Source organism: Rhizobium sp. P43 (assembly GCF_056730705.1).
This window is the reverse complement of the sequence record NZ_CM161539.1, coordinates 3,567,497-3,584,226: the sequence shown is the minus strand read 5'-3', so window position 1 is coordinate 3,584,226 and position 16,730 is coordinate 3,567,497. Positions and strand designations below refer to the sequence as shown.

Sequence of the window (16,730 nt, the reverse complement as noted above, 5' to 3'; positions counted from 1 at the left end):
AGGTCGTGTTTTGAAGATTGGTTTGCGGGTCCATGAGAACGGCCCCATCTGATGATGAGGCCGGTTCATCCCGAGGCTTAGAACGTCATGCCCACTCGGAGAGCCACGTTGTAGCCTTCCGGTCGGTTGCGTGCGCCAAACTCCTTGTAAGCGTGAAAACCGATCAAGGGCATGCCGGGCTGGAAGTAGGTGATTGCCGGTCCGAGGGCGAAGACGCGGCCCTTGTTCGGGCTGGTTGCACTGCCGGAGTCGTCGGTGACGTTGGCGTAGCCGTAGCCGCCGAGCCCGATGGTAAACGGCCCGAAGTGCTGACCGACAGCGAATTCCTGCTTGTAGCCGACACCGCTCACATGATCATTCGCGATGTTCTTCGTGTTGAAGTTCAGCTCGACTCGTGTCGAAAACTCCAGCCCGGTCTCGGTAATGTAGGTTGCTGCGACGACCGGTGCGATTGCCCAGTGATTGACGCCAACCGTGAAGGCGTCGGTCGTGTTGTATTCCCCTGTCGGAGCCTGGACCTGCAGCGACGCATTCATCTGGAACTGTTCGCTGACATTCCATTGCAGGATGATCGGAACAAACTGCACGTCACCGATGCCAGACATGCCGTTGCTCAGCGTCGTGCCGGCGCCAACCGGAGTGATGGAGCCCTTGATGTCAATGAAGGGGATCACGATACCGAAGCCGTAATTGGCATTCAGGAACTCAGTTTCCGTCATCCGGATATAGGCGAGCGCAACCGACTTCACATCGTTCCGGTAGTTGTCACCTGCGTCGTCGCCGTTTCCGTTCTTGTTCACCCTGGCTGAGTAGTAGGACGTGGAGATGGCAACGGTCCCGACCGGTGTCGGCGGCGGAAGCTGTCCCGCTCCGAAGTCACCGACGCCGAACGGCGTGATCGTGATTCCGAGTTCGTCGGCGAGTGCCGAATTTGAAACAAGTAGGAGAGAGCAGCAAGCAGCCGCAGCATGTCTGAGAATACTCAGGTTTTTCATCGAGTTTGTCCCCCTAAACGATGAGTTCGGGGGGATCGTAGTGAAGCCGTCCACTAGCCGTTATCCGATTTCGGCACGGCCTTATACCAAGTGTCGATACTATGGGTTCCTATGATCGCGACCCTTTGTATTGACCCTCGTCGCCTGCCGAGGTGCAATCTTCATCAGTGTTTGGGAGGGGAGTTCGCCAAAGTGTTTTGCATATTCGCCGGCAAACCGGCTCAGGTGCCAGAAGCCATGGTCGGATGCGATGTCTCCGATTGTACAGGAAGGGTCTTGGCGGGCCAAGCTGATGATGCTCTTGCGCACACGGTTCAGACGGATGGCCTTTGCGAACTGGATCGCGCTTTGGCCATATGAACGCTGAAAACAGTTTTGCAGATGCCGTCTGCTCACGCGCAGAACCTTGCAGATCTCTTCGATATCCATCTGTGCGGCTTGAGACGACAGAATAAGACTGCGGGCCGCGTCTGCCGTCGCCTTGTGTGGAGTGTCGCGCATCGGTTCGACTGTTTTCGCGCTCTGAAACGCCTCGATCAAGGCGCTGGTAATCTCGTGTTCGATTTGTGTGCGAACATGGCCATCGTCGAGAATGCCGGGGGCGGTTCCGATCGTGCAGAAGGATCGTTTGAAGATGTGTTGAAGCTTCAGGAGTGGCGCGGGTGCCAGCACCATGCTCTCGTGCCGCCATATCCGTTGACCGAGTTCGTGGTGTCCGGCCATCAGGGCGCAATGCGCGAACCAGTGTTGGTCGAAGACAACGGATATGAGATCAAGGGCGGTCGGTGTGATAATTTCCGGGAGGTTGGCCCCGCTCGACAGCAAGCCGCACGGTGCGTCAATCCTGTGGCCACCCGTCCAGGCATTTCCAGAGGCCTGCAAGGGTAGGCTCAGCACCACGGAGCCCGGCCAGCAAGACCCGCTCTTGATCAGGGATTGGTTGGTGACTTCCCTTATCAGCAGCAGGTTGTCCAGGCTGATTGTTTCACACTCTCCGATGAAGAGACCGGAAGAGAGCTGGATATGCTCCTGTGGCCATTCGGGCACAGATGCTCCAAACTCACAGGCGCCGCGCAGCCTCGTGTGCGTGTAACGCGTCGCCGCTTCTCTGTATGGTACTGATAGCAAGCCTAGCATACCGGTCATTCACGTTAATCAACCGTGGTAACGCTGTTGGAAGTGGTCGGTGCGAAAGCCCGGATGCGTTCCGGGCCCTCCCTTTTTCTGTCCTTGCATTTCATCCGGCTTGGGTCTCGCGCACTTCAATAGCCAAATGCAATCCCATCCTTCCGCGATTCAGATGCGCCCGTCAGCGTGCCGTTTTCCCAGTCAATACGGATCACCTGCGCACCACCGATCGGGTCTCCCGCAGGCACGATCTCGAAGCCGCGGCGGGTCAGTTCAGCGAGGGTTTCCACCGGGACCGTATGTTCGGCTTCGACGCGCGGGGCCTTGCCCCCGACGGGGATCAGGCGCGGCAGATCGATCGCATCCTGCATGTCCATGTCGTAGTCGACGACCTTGGAGATGAGATGCGCATGGCCCATGGCCTGGTAATAGCCGCCCATGACACCGAAGGACATTTCCGTGCGGCCGTTGCGGGTGACCATGCCGGGGATGATGGTGTGCAGTGGGCGCTTTTCCGGCGCGATCATGTTGGGGTGTCCGCGCTTCAGCGAGAAACTCTGGCCGCGATTGTGCAGGATCACACCCGAGTTTGGTGCGACCAGACCGGTGCCGAAACTGTCGAAGATCGAGTTGATGAAGCTCACCGCGTTTCGGTCCTCGTCGACAACGGAGATGTAGACCGTGTCACGATGCAGCGGCATCTCGAAATCCGGCAGTTCGGTCAGTGCACGGGTCAGGTCGATCTTCTCGGCCAATCCCCGCGCGAAGTCGGGGGATAACAACTCGTCGATCGGAACATTTGCCTTGGCCGGATCGGCAACCCAGGCGTCGCGGGCGGCATAGGCGAGGCGGGTGGCCTCGATCTCCAGATGCAGGCGATCGGGAGACTGCGGTTCGAGCGTGTTGTCGAAGTTGGAGAGGATGTTGAGGATCAGCAGCGCGATGATGCCCTGGCCGTTGGGAGGGCATTCGTGGACGGTGTAGCCACGGAAGTCGGTGGTGACCGGGGTGACGTATTCGCCTTGCGCTTCTGCAAAATCCTCCAGTGTATGGAGACCGCCATGGGCGTTGAGATGCGCCACCATGTCTTCGGCGACGGACCCCTTGTAGAAGCCGTCGCGGCCTTCGGCGGCAATCTTGCGCAGCGTTGCGGCAAGCTTCGGCTGGCGGTGCGTTTCGCCGATGCGCGGTGCGCGACCGTCGGGCAGGAAGATGTCGGCGGCCGCCTTGTCTGCGGCGAGAAGTTCCTCCTCCTTCTTCCAGTCGCGGTGGACGCGCGGCGAGATGGCATAGCCTTCCTCGGCATAGCGAATGGCGGGTGCGAGCACCTCGACCAAAGGCAGGCGCCCGTGGTCGGCATGCAGGCGGGTCCAGGCGTCGATGGCGCCGGGAATGGTAACGGCGGATGGAGACTGGCGCGGGACTTCGGTCAGGCCGCGCTCTTCGAACCACTCGATCGTCAAGGCCTTTGGCGTGCGGCCCGAACCGTTATAGGCGATGACTTCGGAGCCGCCCTTCGGTGCATAGAGTGCGAAGCAGTCGCCGCCGATGCCCGTCGAGCCCGGTTCCACGACGCATTGCACGGCGCAGGCGGCGATCGCTGCATCCATGGCATTGCCACCGGCCTGCAGGATATTGATCGCCGTCAGCGTGGCATAGGGGTGGGAGGTCGCGGCCATGGCCTTGGCCGACACGGCCACCGAGCGCGTCGGCTTCTCGAAATTGCGCATCCTTGTCAGTCTCCTCGTATTCTCTTTTGCCACGGCGTCAGCCATGGGATCTGTAAGGTGTCATACGGATCTCCAGGTAGGCGAGTGCCCGGACGATCAGAAAGTTGATGAACAGATAGATTGCACCCGCCGCGATGAAGACTTCGATCGCCCGGTAACTCTGGGAAATGAGGCCCTGGGCGATGCCGGTCACCTCCATCAGGGTGATGATCGAGGCCAGCGAGGTGCCCTTCACCATCAGGATGATCTCGTTGCCATAGGAGGGGATCGCCTGGCGCAGGGCGATCGGCAGGATGACGAGGCGAAGGGTCAGGACGCGGGACATGCCGAGCGCCTTCGCTGCTTCACCCAAGCCATGCGGGACGTTCTTGATCGCGCCCCGCAGGATCTCGCTGCCATAGGCGGCTGTGTTCAGGGTCAGTGCAAGGATCGCGCACCAATAGGGTTCGCGAAACAGCCCCCAGAGGCCAATCGCCTGAAGGGAGGGGCGGAACTGGCCAAGGCCGTAATAGATCAGGAAGATCTGCACGAGCAGGGGCGTGCCGCGAAAGACAGCGACGAAGGTTCTGATGGGCCACACGACAAGCCTGTGCTCGCCCTGCTGCGCGAGCGCCAGCAGGAGCGCGATGACGAAACCTAGCAGGATGGAGGTGCCGGCCAATTGCAGCGTCAAAGGCACGCCGGATAGAAGCTTCGGTATGATTTCGAGAAAGAAGCCGATGTCGATCATCGATGCATGATCCCCCGGGATGTGCGGGTTTCGGCAACGCGGAAGACCTGTCCGGTGATGCCGGCGATGACGAAATAGAGACCCGCAGCAGCGAGGTAAAAGAGGAAGGGTTCGCGGGTGGAGCCTGCACCGATCTGTGCCTGGCGCATCAATTCGACGAGGCCGATCACGGAGATCAGGGCGGAGTCCTTCAGCACCAGCTGCCAGACATTGCTGAGACCCGGGATTGCATGGCGCATCAGCTGGGGAATGATGACGAGGCGCAGCATTTGCAGGCGCGACAGGGCCAAGGCTTTCGCCGCGTCGAACTGTCCGCGCTCGACCGCGAGATAGGCGCCGCGATAGACTTCGGCCTGGTAGGCGCCGGAGATGATGCCAAGCGCGATGACGCCTGTTGCCAGCGATGGCAGACCGACGAAACCCTCCGAACCAAAGCTCTTGGAGATGGCGGTGAGGGCGACGGAGCCGCCATAGTAGAAGAGGTAGATGGTCAAAAGGTCCGGCACGCCGCGAAAGACGGTGCCGTAGGCTGAGGCGAGGGATCTGGGGAGACGTTTCGACGACAAGGCGCCGCTTGCGCCCAGGGCACCGAAGACTGCGCCGAGCAGGAAGCCCAGGACAGACAGTAGTAAAGTCATGGCTGCTGCGCCGAGAAGGGCCATGCCCCAGCCGCCTTCGGCAAAACCCAGCAGATGCAGTTTTTCAAGCATGCGGGCGAACCCCTTTGTGGCATTCCTGCAGCCGGAATTGCGAGAATCCCGGCTGCAGATGGTTCGCCGATGTTACTTGACCGGGGTGACGTCGGTGCCGACCCATTTTTCGGAAATGCGCTTGATCGTGCCATCCGCGATGGCTGAGTCGATCGCCGCGTTCAGCATGTCCTTGAGTTTGGTATCTTCCTTGCGCAGGCCAGCCCCCGTGCCGAGGCCGAAGACGCCACCGACAAAGCCCGGGCCTGCGATCGTGTAGTCGGCGAATTCCGGCTTGGCGAGTGTGGCTGCAAGCGCCGTCTGCTGGGCAAAGAGTGCGTCGATGCGGCCGGCGGCGAGGTCAAGATCGTGCTGTTCGGTGGTCTTGTATTCGCGGATCTCGACGGTGTCGCCGAAGTATTTCTTGACGAAGTCGAGGTTGGTGGTCGCGGCCTGTACGCCGACGATCTTGCCCTGAAGGAGCGGCTTCAACTTGTCGATCGCCGCAGCTGCGGCTGCTTCATCCTCCAGCTTGAACTTCTCGACGGACATGCCGAGCTTGCCGAGCTCGCTGTCCTTGGCGACCGCGAAGCCGGAGGGGTCGACGGCGTAAGGCTGGGTGAAGTCGATGGTTTCCAAGCGCTTCGGGGTGATGAACATGCTCGCCATGATGACGTCGAACTTGCCGACGGTGAGCGAGGGGATCAAGCCGTCCCAATCCTGGGATACGATTTCGCAGGTGACCTTCATGCGGGCGCAGAGATCATTTGCCAACTCGATTTCGAGGCCGTCGAGCTTGCCGTCCGCCGTGGTGAAATTCCAGGGCGCATAGGCGCCTTCGGTCGCGATCTTGATGGACTTCGGTGCATCCTGGGCCAGAACCGGCTGGGTGCATGCAAGTGTGGTGAAGACAGCCGCGAGCGCGGCCATGCGATTGATCGTCATGACTTTTCCTCTTCTTTGTTGTGCCGTGGATGACGGCGGTTCCCCGTCCATGCCGGATGTATCCCCGGTTCAGGACAAATGATCAGACCGAGCTTCAGGGGCGCTCGGGACTGGCGTAGTCGGCAATCATGGATGCCGTTTCGATGATGTGTTCCTGCATTACGGCCTCGGCTTGGCGGGCATCACCAGACCTCAATACGTCAATCAGTTTCTGATGCTCTTCGCGGGCAGAGAGCGGCTTGTCGACATAGTCGAACCAGATGCGCATGTAGGGCTCGATCACCACATGCAGCGCCGTGATCTGTCGGATCAGCTTCGGGCGGTTGCTCAGGCCAAAGATGAAGGCGTGGAACTCCTGGTGGCGGATGACCCAGTCGCTGCTGCCCGATTGTCCGGCGCGTTCCATGCGTTCCAGCAGCCGCTCTAGTTCCTCGAAGGTCTCAGAATTCATCTGCGGCGTGGCGAGGCGGACAGCCAGACCCTCGAGCACCGAACGGATCTCGAAGGTCTCATGGATCTCGTCGAGTGTGAGGCCCGCGACGACGCAGCCGCGATTGGGACGCAGCGTCACCAGCCCATCTGCCGCGAGCCTGCGGAACGCTTCGCGGACCGGCATGCGGCTCATGCCGATTTCGGCTGCGATTTCTTCCGGGATCAACCGCTCACCCGGCTTGTAGCGGCCAACCCGCAGGGCACGCTGCAGGTGGAGATAGGCCTCCTGTTCGGCCGTGGAGGCAAGATGCGCCGTGGCGGTGGTCGAGATCGACATTTTGGCTCACTGGATTTTTGTATCCACTCATCCAAACATCGTGCTTGAGAGCCGTCAAGCGCTTTTTGATCGAACGCGGCGTGGGGTGTCAGCGGACAGGGCGGAGGCCGTTTGCCAGCCTTTCCCGAACGAGATGGGTGAAGGCGGCGATCGTGTTCCGATCCGCGCCGGGCGATGCTACGAGGATGAATTCGACATCTTCGATCGTCGGAAGGGCTGAAGGAGGCAGTTCCCGAAGCCCTGCTGGTGCGAGGTTGCGCGGCTGGACAAGGACGCCCATGCCTGCTCTTGCCGCTGCGGTTAGGCCGCTCAGGCTCTGGCAGGAACAGACGATCCGCCATGGGTTTCCGGCGCGCTCCAGCGCTTCCATGAGCAGTGTTCTCGTCAGGCTCGGTGGCGGAAAGACGATCAGCGGCAGGATTGGTGTTGCGAGAACTGCGTCCGGATCGGCGGCCAGCCAGACCAGTGGTTCGCGCAGGATCGCCTCGCCCCGGCGATCGCCGAGGCGGCGCTTTGCAAAGACCAGATCAAGGTCGCCCTTGTCCTGCATGTCAGCCAGATCCCTGGAGAGTGCCACCGTCAGGTGGAGCTCGACGGCGGGATAATCGGCGATGAAGTCCTGCAGGAGTGCCGGAAGCTGGCCCGAAACCAGATCTTCCGAGATGCCGAGCCGCAACCGGCCGCGAGGCTGGGCAGCCTCGAAAAGGGAGGCCGTCTGTCGTTCCAGTGACAGAAGCTGGCGGGCATGCGGAAGAAGGGCTTCGCCGTCAGCCGTCAAGCGGACGCCGTGGGTGTCGCGGTCAAGCAGCCGACGCCCGAGTACCTCTTCGAGGCGCTGCAGGTGCTGGCTGACGGTCGACTGTCGCAAACCGAGTTTCTGACTGGCGAGGGTGAAGCTGCTGAGCTGGGCAATCGACACGAAACTGCGCAGGTGAACGAGATCGAGCATATCACGGTTTCCGATGACTGTTATTTCTTGCATCGGATTTTACGATAACTAGTGTCGAGATTCTGTCCAGATGCTGCCGGAACCCTCAGATGAAACGCTTTCTTCCCGACACCTTCACAACGCTGCTCGTGGCCATGGTCGTGCTTGCGACCTTCCTGCCGATTTCCGGCGAGCCAGCGGAATGGTTCGGGCTGGCGACGAACCTCGCGGTTGCGCTGCTGTTCTTCCTGCATGGCGCACGCCTTTCGACGGATGTCGTGGTGGCCGGTTTCCTGCACTGGCGCCTGCAGAGCTTCATTCTCGCGGTGACCTTCGTGGTCTTTCCCCTGCTCGGTCTGCTTATTGGCCTTCTTTCGCCGTGGCTCATTCCGCCGGCGCTTTATCTTGGTCTGCTCTATGTTTGCGTGCTGCCGTCGACGGTACAGTCGTCAATCGCCTTCACCTCGATTGCCGGGGGAAATGTGCCGGCCGCCATCTGTGCGGCCTCTGCATCCAACATTCTCGGCATGTTCCTGACGCCGGCGCTTGTTGCAGTCCTGTTTTCGGCGGGCGGTCATGTCGGGGTGTCGCTGGACATGATCTGGAAGATCCTGCTGCAGCTTTTCCTGCCCTTCGTGCTTGGGCAGGTTCTGCAGCCCTTCATCGGCAACTGGATCCGGGCCCGCAAGTCCCTGCTCGCGCCCGTCGATCGCGGCTCGATCCTGATGGTGGTATACCTTGCCTTTTCCAATGCCGTCATCGAGGGGATCTGGTCGAAATTCTCCACCGCAGACCTCGCCCTGGTGATCGGTCTCGACATCGCCCTGCTTGTCGTGGTGCTGTTGATGACGGCGTTCGGATCAAAGCTCTTCGGTTTCAGCCGTGAGGACCAGATCACGGCGATCTTCTGTGGGTCGAAGAAGAGCCTGGCGAGCGGTGTGCCGATGGCCGGCGTCATCTTTGCCGGCCAGTCAGTCGGTGCAATCGTGCTGCCGTTGATGCTCTTCCATCAGATTCAGCTGATGCTTTGCGCCTGGCTTGCGCGCCAATACGCCATACGAGCGGCTGACGTGGCGGCCTCACATCTCGAAACAAAGACAAAGGCTCCATGATTCTGATGCCGCAACCAAGGACACATGCATTCTCGCACTCCGCCAAATTGCGTCAAAGCTCCTCGGCATAGGCCTACAGGAGCGTTTGCAAGTTGAGTTCAATGCGGCTTCGAGCTGGATAGAAACCATAGCTATGGGACCCATGAGCCCAGTCTATCAGGCAGATAACTGCAAGAGTTGCTCGACCCACATGTTCCCCGCAGTGGCTATCGGGCGGTAGCACTCAAAACAGTATTGCCTGCGATGATCTGTGTCTGCACCAAGTCTACGACCTGCTTCGCGTCTGGGTCTGGAGTTTCCATAGCCACGGCTGCTGCCCTACGGCCAAGCTCCAGCAACGGAACTTCAATGGTGGTGAGACGTGTCGTCAGCGAATAGGGCAGTGCCGTCCCGTTGAAGCCGATGACCGAGACGGCGTCCGGTACGGCAATCTCTCGTTCGATCATCAGGCGCATGCCACCGATCGCCATCGCATCGTTAAGATAGTGGATCGCCTGCGGAATTTCTCCTTGCGCAAGGAGGTGTTTGGTCAGGGCATAGCCCGTTTCTGCAGTTCGCGGTAGGTTGGTGTCCGTGACCTGCCGCAAGCTGGCGCCGCTCTCCGCCAAAGCCTGTGCATACCCCTCTAGTCTTAGGGAGGCGCAGACGTCGCGCTCAAGTTGCGAGCCAATATACGCGCACTTGGTCAACCCGACAGTGATGAAGCTTTGAGCCGCCAGCTGTCCCGCCTTTCTGTGGGAAAGCCCGACGGTTGCATCGAGATCAGGATTGTCGCCATCCCAAAGGTGGATGGCTCGGATGCCCGATCGGTGCAAAAGGTGCTTGGTCCGTTGGTCGCGCGGAAGCCCACCCGTCAATATCAGGGCAGCCGGCTTCATCGTCAGCATCATGTGGACGATGTGCAGCTCCCGTTCCGGATCGAAGAAACTCTCGCCGATAAATCCCGTGAACCCCTCCTTGTGGAGCACCTCGTTAATCCCAGCCAGTACCCCGGCATACACTTGCTCGCCAATAGAAGGGATGATGATCCCGATCAGGGAACTTGTTTGCGATGACAGAGCACCGGCCAATCGATTGGGGACATAGCCCAACTCTTCTGCAATCTGTGTAACACGCGTGCGTGTCTCCGCCGCAATGCGGCCTGTTCCACGCATGACCTTCGAAACGGTCATGCTGCTGACACCGGCGGCCCTTGCCACATCGGCGATCGTGATCGTTCGGGAGAAATGCGGGACTTGACTCATGGAAATGTTATCGATACCAAATTGGTTTAACGATAACCCAGTCGTGGGTTAAACGCAACGAGTCTTCGGGGAGGAGGATCTCATGCGACGCCTGATTGAGGCAATCTGGTCGATCATCGACATACTGATGGCGGTCATTCTCGCGGCCATGATCGCGCTTGTCTTTGCCAATGTCGTTCTGCGCTATGGCTTCTCGTCGGGCATCCGTGAGTCGGTCGAACTCGCGCGGCTCTGGTTCGTGTGGATTGTGATGCTGGGGGCCGCCGTTGTCCTGCGTCGCGGGGAGCATCTGGCGGTGGCGGAATTCTCCGAGGCCCTGATGCCGAGAGCTGTGCCGCTCCTGCGTCGGCTTTGCTGGATCGTGGTGCTTGTCGCCGTCGGCATGCTCTTTATCGGTGCTCTCAATCAGACCATCGCGAACTGGAAAAACCTGTCGCCGCTAACGGGTCTGCCCTCCGGTCTCTTCTATCTCGCCGGTGTCGTATCCGCCGTGCTGATGGGCGCGATCGCGGTTGTCCGCTTCATCTATCCCATGAGCGTCGATACCCGCATGCCGGAGGACATCCACCAATGACCCTGATCCTGTTCCTCGGCGTCCTCTTCGTCGCGATCCTGGCCGGTCTTCCTGTTGCCTTTGCCTTGCTGCTCTCCGCCATGGCGCTGATGCTGCATCTGGGTACGTTCAGCCCCGATATCCTGGCCCAGGGGCTGATCAATGGCGTCGACAGCTTCCCGCTACTTGCCATCCCCTTTTTCCTGGTTGCCGGCGAGGTCATGTCCAAGGGCGGGTTGTCTGAGCGGATCGTGCGCCTTGCCATGACCCTGGTTGGTCACAAGCGCGGCGGTCTCGGTTATGTGGCGATCATCACCGCAATCGTTCTGGCAGGGCTCTCCGGCTCGGCCGTTGCCGATGCTGCGGCGCTTGTGGCGATCCTTTATCCGATGATGCGAAAGGCCGGCTATCCCGAAGGCCGCAGTCTCGGACTGCTGGCATCGGGCGGAATCATCGCCCCGATCATTCCTCCGTCTCTGCCACTGATCCTGATCGGTGTTGCCGGGAACATCTCGATCGCCAAACTGTTCATGGCGGGCATTGCGCCAGGGCTGATGATGGGGCTGACGCTGATGGTTGTCTGGTCCTTCATCATGCGCAACGAGCAGATCGACACGCTACCCAAGGCGAGCGGCAAGGAGCGACTGGCCGCTTTGAAGGATGGCATATGGGCCTTGCTTCTGCCCGTCATCATCATCGGTGGCATCCGATCCGGTGCCTTTACGCCGACCGAGGCTGCCGTTGTTGCCGCCGTCTACGCCATCTTGGTTTCAACGTTCATCTATAGGGCCCTGACCTGGAAGATCATGTTCGATGTTCTGGTGACGGCCGGTCGATCGACGGCGATGGTCATGTTCCTCGTCGGTGCCGCCATGGTTGCCGCCTGGCTGATCACCGTCGCGCAACTGCCGCAGCAGCTTGCCGAAACGCTGCAGCCGCTGATCGACAGCCCCAGACTTCTGATGCTGGTCATCATGCTGATCGTGCTGGCAGTCGGCATGGTGATGGACCTGTCTCCGACGGTCCTTATCCTGGTGCCCCTGTTCATGCCGGTGGTGAAGATGGCGGGCATCGACCCGGTTTATTTCGGCCTGATGTTCATCCTCAACTGCTCGATCGGACTTCTCACCCCACCGGTCGGCACGGTCCTCAACGTCATCTGCGGCGTTGGGCGTGTCCAGATGAGTGTCGCGGTGCGCGGGGTCGTGCCGTTCATCCTGGCCTACGTGGCCTTGCTCGGCCTGTTCATCATCTTTCCGCAACTCATTACCGTTCCCGCCAAGTTCCTTGGCGGCTGAGACTTCACAACAGGGAGGAGCCTGACAATGAAAATCTTGAAAATGCTTGGACTGGCAACCGCGATCGCCTTCACCGGCGCTTCGGCCTATGCCGAAACGGAGTTGAAACTCGCCCATGCCGCCCCCGACACAGACCTGCAGCAGACTTTGTCTGTCTTCTTCAAGGAGCAGGTCGAGGCCCGCACCAATGGCTCGGTGAAGGTCACCATCTTCCCGCAGGGGCAGCTCGGTAACGACCAGGCGATGATCGACGGCGCTCGGTCGGGTATCATCGACATCGTCATGACCGGTCTCAACAACCTGACCGGACTTGTGCCCGATGCCGGCGCCTTCGAACTGCCCTTCATGTTCCCCAATCGGGAACTGGCCTACAAGGTCCTCGATGGGGAAGTCGGCCAGGGCGTGTCCGCCCAGTTCACCCAGCTTGGCCTGAAGATGCTCGGTTATCCGGAAAACGGCTACCGCAACATGACCAACAATCGCGGCCCCATCCGCGTGCCGGCTGATGTTTCCGGGCTCAACATGCGCGTCAACAACTCCAAGGCGCTGAACGACATGTTCGCCACGCTCGGCGCCAACCCGACGCAGTTGCCGGTCGCCGAGCTCTACACGGCGCTTGAGACGGGCGTGGTAGATGCGCAGGATCACCCGATCGGCATCGTCCTGTCCTTCAAGTTCAACGAAGTGCAGGACTATCTGAGCCTGACCCAGCATGCCTATTCGGCTCTGGCACTTGCGATGAACGACGCCAAGTTCAACGGCCTGACGGCCGACGAGCAGAAGGTGGTCCTTGAGGTTGCCGCCGAGGCTGTTGCCATGCAGCGCAAGCTCGCACAGGAGAAGGAGGCATCGATGATCGCCGAGCTCCAGGCTGCCGGCATGGAGGTCAACACGGATGTCGATGCTGCCGCCTTCCAGGCTGCGGTCAAGCCGGTTTGGGACGGCTACATTGCGCAGAATGGCGACGCCGTCGTGAATTCCATTCTTGCCACCCAGAAGTGATCCCTGAGAATGAAAACAGGAGGGGCGCGTTCATTCGCGCCCCTTTTGCATGAGCTCAAGGGCTAGATTGGCGACGCATGAGGATCGGTGCAATCGCAATCCTTGCCGGACCTGTCTGGTGGCCATCGAGCACGTCTAGGATGAGGTCTGCTGCTCGTTTGCCGATTTCGCGGGGCAGAGGGTTGATCGTGGTCAGCGACGGGACGCAGATCCCGGCGATCTCGTAGTCGCCGAAACCTGCGACGGCGATACGGCCGGGAACATCAATGCCGCGTCTCTGGCACTCCGTGAGCGCGCCAAACGCAGAGAGGTCGGACACGCAGATCACGGCTTGCGTATCCGGGTGCGTTTCAAGCAGTCTTCCCATGGCATCGGCACCCTCACGCATCGAGATGGGTGGCGTTCCCGCGGCAATCAATCGATCCGGGTCCAGGCCATGCGCCTGCATGGCTGCGATAAATCCTGCGCGTCGGTCCGTACCGCGGGTGTCCCGGTCTGCATCGCCGCCGATAAAGGCGATCCTTGTGATGCCGACCGACACGAAGTGATCGACCATGGAACGCACGGCGCCGGCATTGGAAAAGCCGACGACGTGGCCGACCGGATGTTCCGGCAGATCCCAGGTTTCGATCACGGGTACGCCAGCGTTTTCAAGCAGACGGCGTGCACGAGGCGTATGGCGCCCGCCAGTGACGACGATCGCTTCCGGACGACGGCGCAGCAATTGCTCGATCAGCCGCTCTTCTTCCTGGATGTCGTAATCGGTGTAGCCAAGCAGGATCTGCAGACCCCGGGCCTTCAGGCCTTCTGAAAGACCGCGAACCGTATCGGCGAAGTTGGCGTTGTTGATCGAGGGAATGGTGACCGCTACGAAATCCGTGCGCTGCGAGCGCAGGTTGGACGCCGTGCTGTCGAAGACGTAGCCGAGACTGTCGGCCGCTTCCAGAATGGCACTGCGGGTCGCATCGCTGACGGAGGCGTCCCGCTTGAAGGCCCGGCTGACCGTCATGGGCGAGACGCCCGCAAGGCGGGCGACATCAGCCATGGTCGGTGCTTTGCGGGGCGTGCTCATACCATTTTGTTATCGTTATCTCCTGCGAAAATCCAGCCTATGCAGGGGTCAGATCACAGGGGTGCATATTCATGCGCCGTCGTCACGTGGTGATGGATCTTGCCGGTGAAGAAGCGGGCAAGAACCGCCTCCGTTGCGGCGCGCGCCTCGCTGCGAACGGGGCTTGCGAGTGCTGCGTCCACGCTGGCCAAGTCGGGATAGCTGATGGCGAGGATCATCGGATATTCCGGTGCGCCCTCATCGCGGCTTTCCGCGAAGGTGACGCGGACAGAGAGGGCGCCGGGGAACTGGCGCCACTTCGGCAGGATTTCGGCGAGGACAGCGGCGCGGAAAGCATCCGTCTGTCCGTCATGGATCTTGCCATCGAACAGTGCATAGCGGGTGATCATGGGGCAATCTCCTTGTTGGGTCCCTTGAAATATTCCATCAGCGCGGCCTGGTCCTCGCCGCCGAGGCCGGCGGCTGTCAGCATGCGATGCACTTCGGCGCAGATCGCCGTCAGCGGCATCGAGGTGTGGGTGAGCCTTGCCAGATCCTGGGCGGCGTTGAGGTCCTTGACCATGTTGTCGATGCGACCTGTGCGGCGATAATCCCTGCTGGCAAAGCGCGGCATGTATTCCTGCAGCAGCGCGCTGTCGGCGCGGCCACCTTTGAGCGCCTGCGGGATCTTTTCGACATCCACACCGGCTGCTTCGGCGAGGGCGGTCGCTTCGGCGACAGCAAGGAAACCGAGGCCGCAGAGCACCTGGTTGATCATCTTGGTGGTCTGTCCAGCTCCCGGGCCGCCCATATGGGTCTGGTTGCCGGCAAGCTTTGACAGGATGCTTTGCGTTTCCTGCACATCAGCTTCGGTGCCGCCCTGCATCAACGTCAACTGGCCGATCGCCGCTTTCGGAATGCCGCCGGACAGCGGACTGTCTACCCAGCGCAAGCCACGGGCCGCGCCTTCGGTCGCGAGCGCCTTGGTTGTCTCCGGATCGATCGAGGACATGTCGATGATCAGCGTGCCGGGCTTGGCGCCCTCGGCGACGCCCTGTTGCCCGAAGACGGCGGCGCGGACGATGGGTGCGGAATTCAGCGACAGGATGACGGCCTTCGCCTGGCTTGCCGCATCTGCTGCCGACGAAGCCGCAGTGGCACCCTTATCGACAAGAACTGCGATCTTTTGCGGGTCTCGGTCGTAGACGATCAGATCCGTTCCGCTCTCCGTCAGCCGGGCTCCGATGGCACCGCCCATGGCGCCTGCCCCGATCAGGGCGATCCTGTTGGTCATTGCTGGCTTCCTTCCAGATAGGACAGAACCTGTCCGACGATGGCGTCCATCGATTGTTCTATCGTCACTTCAATCGCTTCGTCCGGTCCCGGTCGCTCGAGGGTCGCGAACTGGCTGTCGAGCAGCGACAGGGGCATGTAATGGCCGGAGCGTGCGGCCATGCGGGATGCGATGAGATCGCGATCACCTGCCAGATGGACGAATGTCACGAGGCCGCCAGCGCCAGCGCGAATTCTGTCGCGGTAGGCGCGTCGCAGTGCCGAGCATCCGATGATCAGCGGCGCGTCACCCTTCAGGGTGTTGGCAATCCGATCGAGCCAGGGCCAGCGATCGTCATCGGTGAGTGGTATGCCGGCCCGCATCTTCTCCACGGCTTCGGCGCTGTGGAGATCGTCGCCGTCCCGGTAGGGAATGTGGAGCTGTTCGGAGAGAGCGGCGCCGACGGTGGATTTGCCGCAGCCTGCCACGCCCATGATGACCAGACGCAAGCTCATAGCGATGCCGTGATCCCGCCGTCGACATAGAGGATATGTCCGTTGACGAAGCTTGCAGCATCGGAAGCGAGGAAGATGCAGGCACCCTGCAATTCCTCGACCTTGCCCCAGCGACCGGCGGGTGTCCGTTTTTCCAGCCACGCGGAGAAGGTGGGGTCGGCAACCAGGGCAGCATTCAGCGGGGTGTCGAAATAGCCGGGTGCAATCGCGTTGCAGTTCAGGCCATGTTTGGCCCAGTCGGTGGCCATGCCCTTGGTCAGGTTGCCGACCGCGCCCTTGGTCGCGGTGTAAGGGGCAATCGAGGGGCGGGCGAGCGCGGTCTGGACGCTGGCGATATTGATGATCTTGCCGCGACCCCGGGCGATCATGTGGCGGGCAACGGCCTGGCCGACATGGAAGACGCTGGCGATATTGGTCTGCAGCAGACTCTCAAAAGCGTCGGCAGGAAAGTCTTCGAGCGGCGCGCGGTGCTGCATGCCGGCATTGTTGACGAGAATGTCGATAGCCTTGCCGGAGGCCTCGTAGGCATCAACGGCCGCGCGTACGGCTTCGTGGTCTGTCGCGTCGAAAGCGAGCTGGTCGGCGCCCTCGATCCGTGCGGTTGCATCCTTGAGTTTGGCTGCGTCGCGACCATTGAGGACGATCTCAGCACCGGCGGCCTTGAGACCCTCTGCAAGCGCAAAGCCGATCCCTTGCGACGATCCCGTGATCAAGGCGCGTTTGCCTCTCAGGTCGAACAGGTTCAGTGCCACGGTTTACTCCCTTCAG

The 16,730-nt window shown here is 60.8% G+C and carries 18 protein-coding genes; 4 read left to right on the top strand and 14 right to left on the bottom strand.

Features of this window, described 5'->3' with window-relative positions; genetic code table 11:
- Positions 1 to 77 precede the first annotated feature (77 nt).
- The 8 genes from AC1PUL_RS17940 to AC1PUL_RS17905 all read right to left on the bottom strand — a co-directional run bounded on the left by AC1PUL_RS17940 (position 78) and on the right by AC1PUL_RS17905 (position 7,935).
- Positions 78 to 995, bottom strand: a complete 918-nt coding sequence (locus tag AC1PUL_RS17940) for a SphA family protein (RefSeq protein ID WP_480465439.1) — start codon at positions 993 to 995, stop codon at positions 78 to 80.
- Between the two features lie 99 nt (positions 996 to 1,094).
- Entirely contained in the window at positions 1,095 to 2,141 is a 1,047-nt protein-coding gene (locus AC1PUL_RS17935; protein WP_480465438.1) for a helix-turn-helix domain-containing protein, read from the bottom strand.
- Between the two features lie 116 nt (positions 2,142 to 2,257).
- Complete coding sequence (gene ggt / locus AC1PUL_RS17930; protein ID WP_480465437.1) at positions 2,258 to 3,853, bottom strand: gamma-glutamyltransferase; 1,596 nt, start codon at positions 3,851 to 3,853, stop codon at positions 2,258 to 2,260.
- 37 nt (positions 3,854 to 3,890) lie between these two features.
- The gene (locus AC1PUL_RS17925; protein ID WP_166599087.1) at positions 3,891 to 4,583 is read right to left on the bottom strand and encodes an ABC transporter permease; all 693 of its coding nucleotides are present in this window, start codon (positions 4,581 to 4,583) and stop codon (positions 3,891 to 3,893) included.
- On the bottom strand, positions 4,580 to 5,293 hold the full coding sequence (locus AC1PUL_RS17920) for an ABC transporter permease (RefSeq protein ID WP_480465436.1): 714 nt from the start codon (positions 5,291 to 5,293) through the stop codon (positions 4,580 to 4,582). The genes AC1PUL_RS17925 and AC1PUL_RS17920 overlap by 4 nt, the downstream gene beginning before the upstream one ends.
- A 72-nt stretch (positions 5,294 to 5,365) precedes the next feature.
- Complete coding sequence (locus AC1PUL_RS17915) at positions 5,366 to 6,217, bottom strand: transporter substrate-binding domain-containing protein (RefSeq protein ID WP_480465435.1); 852 nt, start codon at positions 6,215 to 6,217, stop codon at positions 5,366 to 5,368.
- A gap of 94 nt (positions 6,218 to 6,311) precedes the next feature.
- Positions 6,312 to 6,986 (bottom strand): GntR family transcriptional regulator, encoded by a 675-nt coding sequence (locus AC1PUL_RS17910; RefSeq protein ID WP_166599084.1) that lies wholly within the window; start codon positions 6,984 to 6,986, stop codon positions 6,312 to 6,314.
- Between the two features lie 88 nt (positions 6,987 to 7,074).
- Positions 7,075 to 7,935, bottom strand: a complete 861-nt coding sequence (locus tag AC1PUL_RS17905; RefSeq protein ID WP_480465434.1) for a LysR family transcriptional regulator — start codon at positions 7,933 to 7,935, stop codon at positions 7,075 to 7,077.
- A gap of 89 nt (positions 7,936 to 8,024) precedes the next feature.
- On the opposite strand from AC1PUL_RS17905, the gene AC1PUL_RS17900 reads away from it, so the two are divergent.
- Positions 8,025 to 9,026 carry a bile acid:sodium symporter family protein gene (locus tag AC1PUL_RS17900; RefSeq protein ID WP_480465433.1) on the top strand — a complete coding sequence of 334 codons (1,002 nt, stop codon included), beginning with the start codon at positions 8,025 to 8,027 and terminating at the stop codon, positions 9,024 to 9,026.
- A gap of 206 nt (positions 9,027 to 9,232) precedes the next feature.
- Here AC1PUL_RS17900 and AC1PUL_RS17895 read toward each other — a convergent pair whose 3' ends face one another.
- Positions 9,233 to 10,270, bottom strand: a complete 1,038-nt coding sequence (locus tag AC1PUL_RS17895) for a LacI family DNA-binding transcriptional regulator (protein WP_480465432.1) — start codon at positions 10,268 to 10,270, stop codon at positions 9,233 to 9,235.
- A gap of 82 nt (positions 10,271 to 10,352) precedes the next feature.
- On the opposite strand from AC1PUL_RS17895, the gene AC1PUL_RS17890 reads away from it, so the two are divergent.
- The 3 genes from AC1PUL_RS17890 to AC1PUL_RS17880 are packed head-to-tail and all read left to right on the top strand — an operon-like array spanning position 10,353 to position 13,123.
- The gene (locus AC1PUL_RS17890) at positions 10,353 to 10,844 is read left to right on the top strand and encodes a TRAP transporter small permease (protein ID WP_480465431.1); all 492 of its coding nucleotides are present in this window, start codon (positions 10,353 to 10,355) and stop codon (positions 10,842 to 10,844) included.
- Positions 10,841 to 12,121 (top strand): TRAP transporter large permease subunit, encoded by a 1,281-nt coding sequence (locus AC1PUL_RS17885; protein ID WP_480465430.1) that lies wholly within the window; start codon positions 10,841 to 10,843, stop codon positions 12,119 to 12,121. Before AC1PUL_RS17890 ends, AC1PUL_RS17885 begins: the two co-directional genes overlap by 4 nt.
- Positions 12,122 to 12,148: 27 nt before the next feature.
- A complete protein-coding gene (locus AC1PUL_RS17880) occupies positions 12,149 to 13,123 on the top strand; it encodes a TRAP transporter substrate-binding protein (protein ID WP_480465429.1) in 975 nt (324 codons plus the stop codon).
- A 55-nt stretch (positions 13,124 to 13,178) separates the two neighbouring features.
- On the opposite strand, the gene AC1PUL_RS17875 is transcribed toward AC1PUL_RS17880, so the two are convergent.
- The 5 genes from AC1PUL_RS17875 to AC1PUL_RS17855 are packed head-to-tail and all read right to left on the bottom strand — an operon-like array spanning position 13,179 to position 16,714.
- The gene (locus AC1PUL_RS17875) at positions 13,179 to 14,195 is read right to left on the bottom strand and encodes a LacI family DNA-binding transcriptional regulator (protein WP_480465428.1); all 1,017 of its coding nucleotides are present in this window, start codon (positions 14,193 to 14,195) and stop codon (positions 13,179 to 13,181) included.
- Between the two features lie 53 nt (positions 14,196 to 14,248).
- On the bottom strand, positions 14,249 to 14,584 hold the full coding sequence (locus AC1PUL_RS17870) for a hypothetical protein (RefSeq protein ID WP_480465427.1): 336 nt from the start codon (positions 14,582 to 14,584) through the stop codon (positions 14,249 to 14,251).
- A complete protein-coding gene (locus AC1PUL_RS17865) occupies positions 14,581 to 15,468 on the bottom strand; it encodes an NAD(P)-dependent oxidoreductase (RefSeq protein WP_480465426.1) in 888 nt (295 codons plus the stop codon). The genes AC1PUL_RS17870 and AC1PUL_RS17865 overlap by 4 nt, the downstream gene beginning before the upstream one ends.
- Positions 15,465 to 15,962 (bottom strand): gluconokinase, encoded by a 498-nt coding sequence (locus AC1PUL_RS17860; RefSeq protein ID WP_480465425.1) that lies wholly within the window; start codon positions 15,960 to 15,962, stop codon positions 15,465 to 15,467. Before AC1PUL_RS17860 ends, AC1PUL_RS17865 begins: the two co-directional genes overlap by 4 nt.
- A complete protein-coding gene (locus tag AC1PUL_RS17855) occupies positions 15,959 to 16,714 on the bottom strand; it encodes an SDR family oxidoreductase (RefSeq protein ID WP_480465424.1) in 756 nt (251 codons plus the stop codon). The genes AC1PUL_RS17860 and AC1PUL_RS17855 overlap by 4 nt, the downstream gene beginning before the upstream one ends.
- Between the last annotated feature and the right edge of the window lie 16 nt (positions 16,715 to 16,730).

What these genes read in the sequence shown, in the direction of transcription:
- AC1PUL_RS17910 (WP_166599084.1), bottom strand. Translation starts at nt 6,986, where the DNA reads ATGTCGATCTCGACCACCGCCACGGCGCATCTTGCCTCCACGGCCGAA.
- AC1PUL_RS17860 (WP_480465425.1), bottom strand. Translation starts at nt 15,962, where the DNA reads ATGAGCTTGCGTCTGGTCATCATGGGCGTGGCAGGCTGCGGCAAATCC.
- AC1PUL_RS17940 (WP_480465439.1), bottom strand. Translation starts at nt 995, where the DNA reads ATGAAAAACCTGAGTATTCTCAGACATGCTGCGGCTGCTTGCTGCTCT.
- AC1PUL_RS17895 (WP_480465432.1), bottom strand. Translation starts at nt 10,270, where the DNA reads ATGAGTCAAGTCCCGCATTTCTCCCGAACGATCACGATCGCCGATGTG.
- AC1PUL_RS17935 (WP_480465438.1), bottom strand. Translation starts at nt 2,141, where the DNA reads ATGACCGGTATGCTAGGCTTGCTATCAGTACCATACAGAGAAGCGGCG.
- AC1PUL_RS17880 (WP_480465429.1), top strand. Translation starts at nt 12,149, where the DNA reads ATGAAAATCTTGAAAATGCTTGGACTGGCAACCGCGATCGCCTTCACC.
- AC1PUL_RS17900 (WP_480465433.1), top strand. Translation starts at nt 8,025, where the DNA reads ATGAAACGCTTTCTTCCCGACACCTTCACAACGCTGCTCGTGGCCATG.
- AC1PUL_RS17885 (WP_480465430.1), top strand. Translation starts at nt 10,841, where the DNA reads ATGACCCTGATCCTGTTCCTCGGCGTCCTCTTCGTCGCGATCCTGGCC.
- ggt (WP_480465437.1), bottom strand. Translation starts at nt 3,853, where the DNA reads ATGCGCAATTTCGAGAAGCCGACGCGCTCGGTGGCCGTGTCGGCCAAG.
- AC1PUL_RS17890 (WP_480465431.1), top strand. Translation starts at nt 10,353, where the DNA reads ATGCGACGCCTGATTGAGGCAATCTGGTCGATCATCGACATACTGATG.
- AC1PUL_RS17920 (WP_480465436.1), bottom strand. Translation starts at nt 5,293, where the DNA reads ATGCTTGAAAAACTGCATCTGCTGGGTTTTGCCGAAGGCGGCTGGGGC.
- AC1PUL_RS17905 (WP_480465434.1), bottom strand. Translation starts at nt 7,935, where the DNA reads ATGCTCGATCTCGTTCACCTGCGCAGTTTCGTGTCGATTGCCCAGCTC.
- AC1PUL_RS17875 (WP_480465428.1), bottom strand. Translation starts at nt 14,195, where the DNA reads ATGAGCACGCCCCGCAAAGCACCGACCATGGCTGATGTCGCCCGCCTT.
- AC1PUL_RS17870 (WP_480465427.1), bottom strand. Translation starts at nt 14,584, where the DNA reads ATGATCACCCGCTATGCACTGTTCGATGGCAAGATCCATGACGGACAG.
- AC1PUL_RS17865 (WP_480465426.1), bottom strand. Translation starts at nt 15,468, where the DNA reads ATGACCAACAGGATCGCCCTGATCGGGGCAGGCGCCATGGGCGGTGCC.
- AC1PUL_RS17915 (WP_480465435.1), bottom strand. Translation starts at nt 6,217, where the DNA reads ATGACGATCAATCGCATGGCCGCGCTCGCGGCTGTCTTCACCACACTT.
- AC1PUL_RS17925 (WP_166599087.1), bottom strand. Translation starts at nt 4,583, where the DNA reads ATGATCGACATCGGCTTCTTTCTCGAAATCATACCGAAGCTTCTATCC.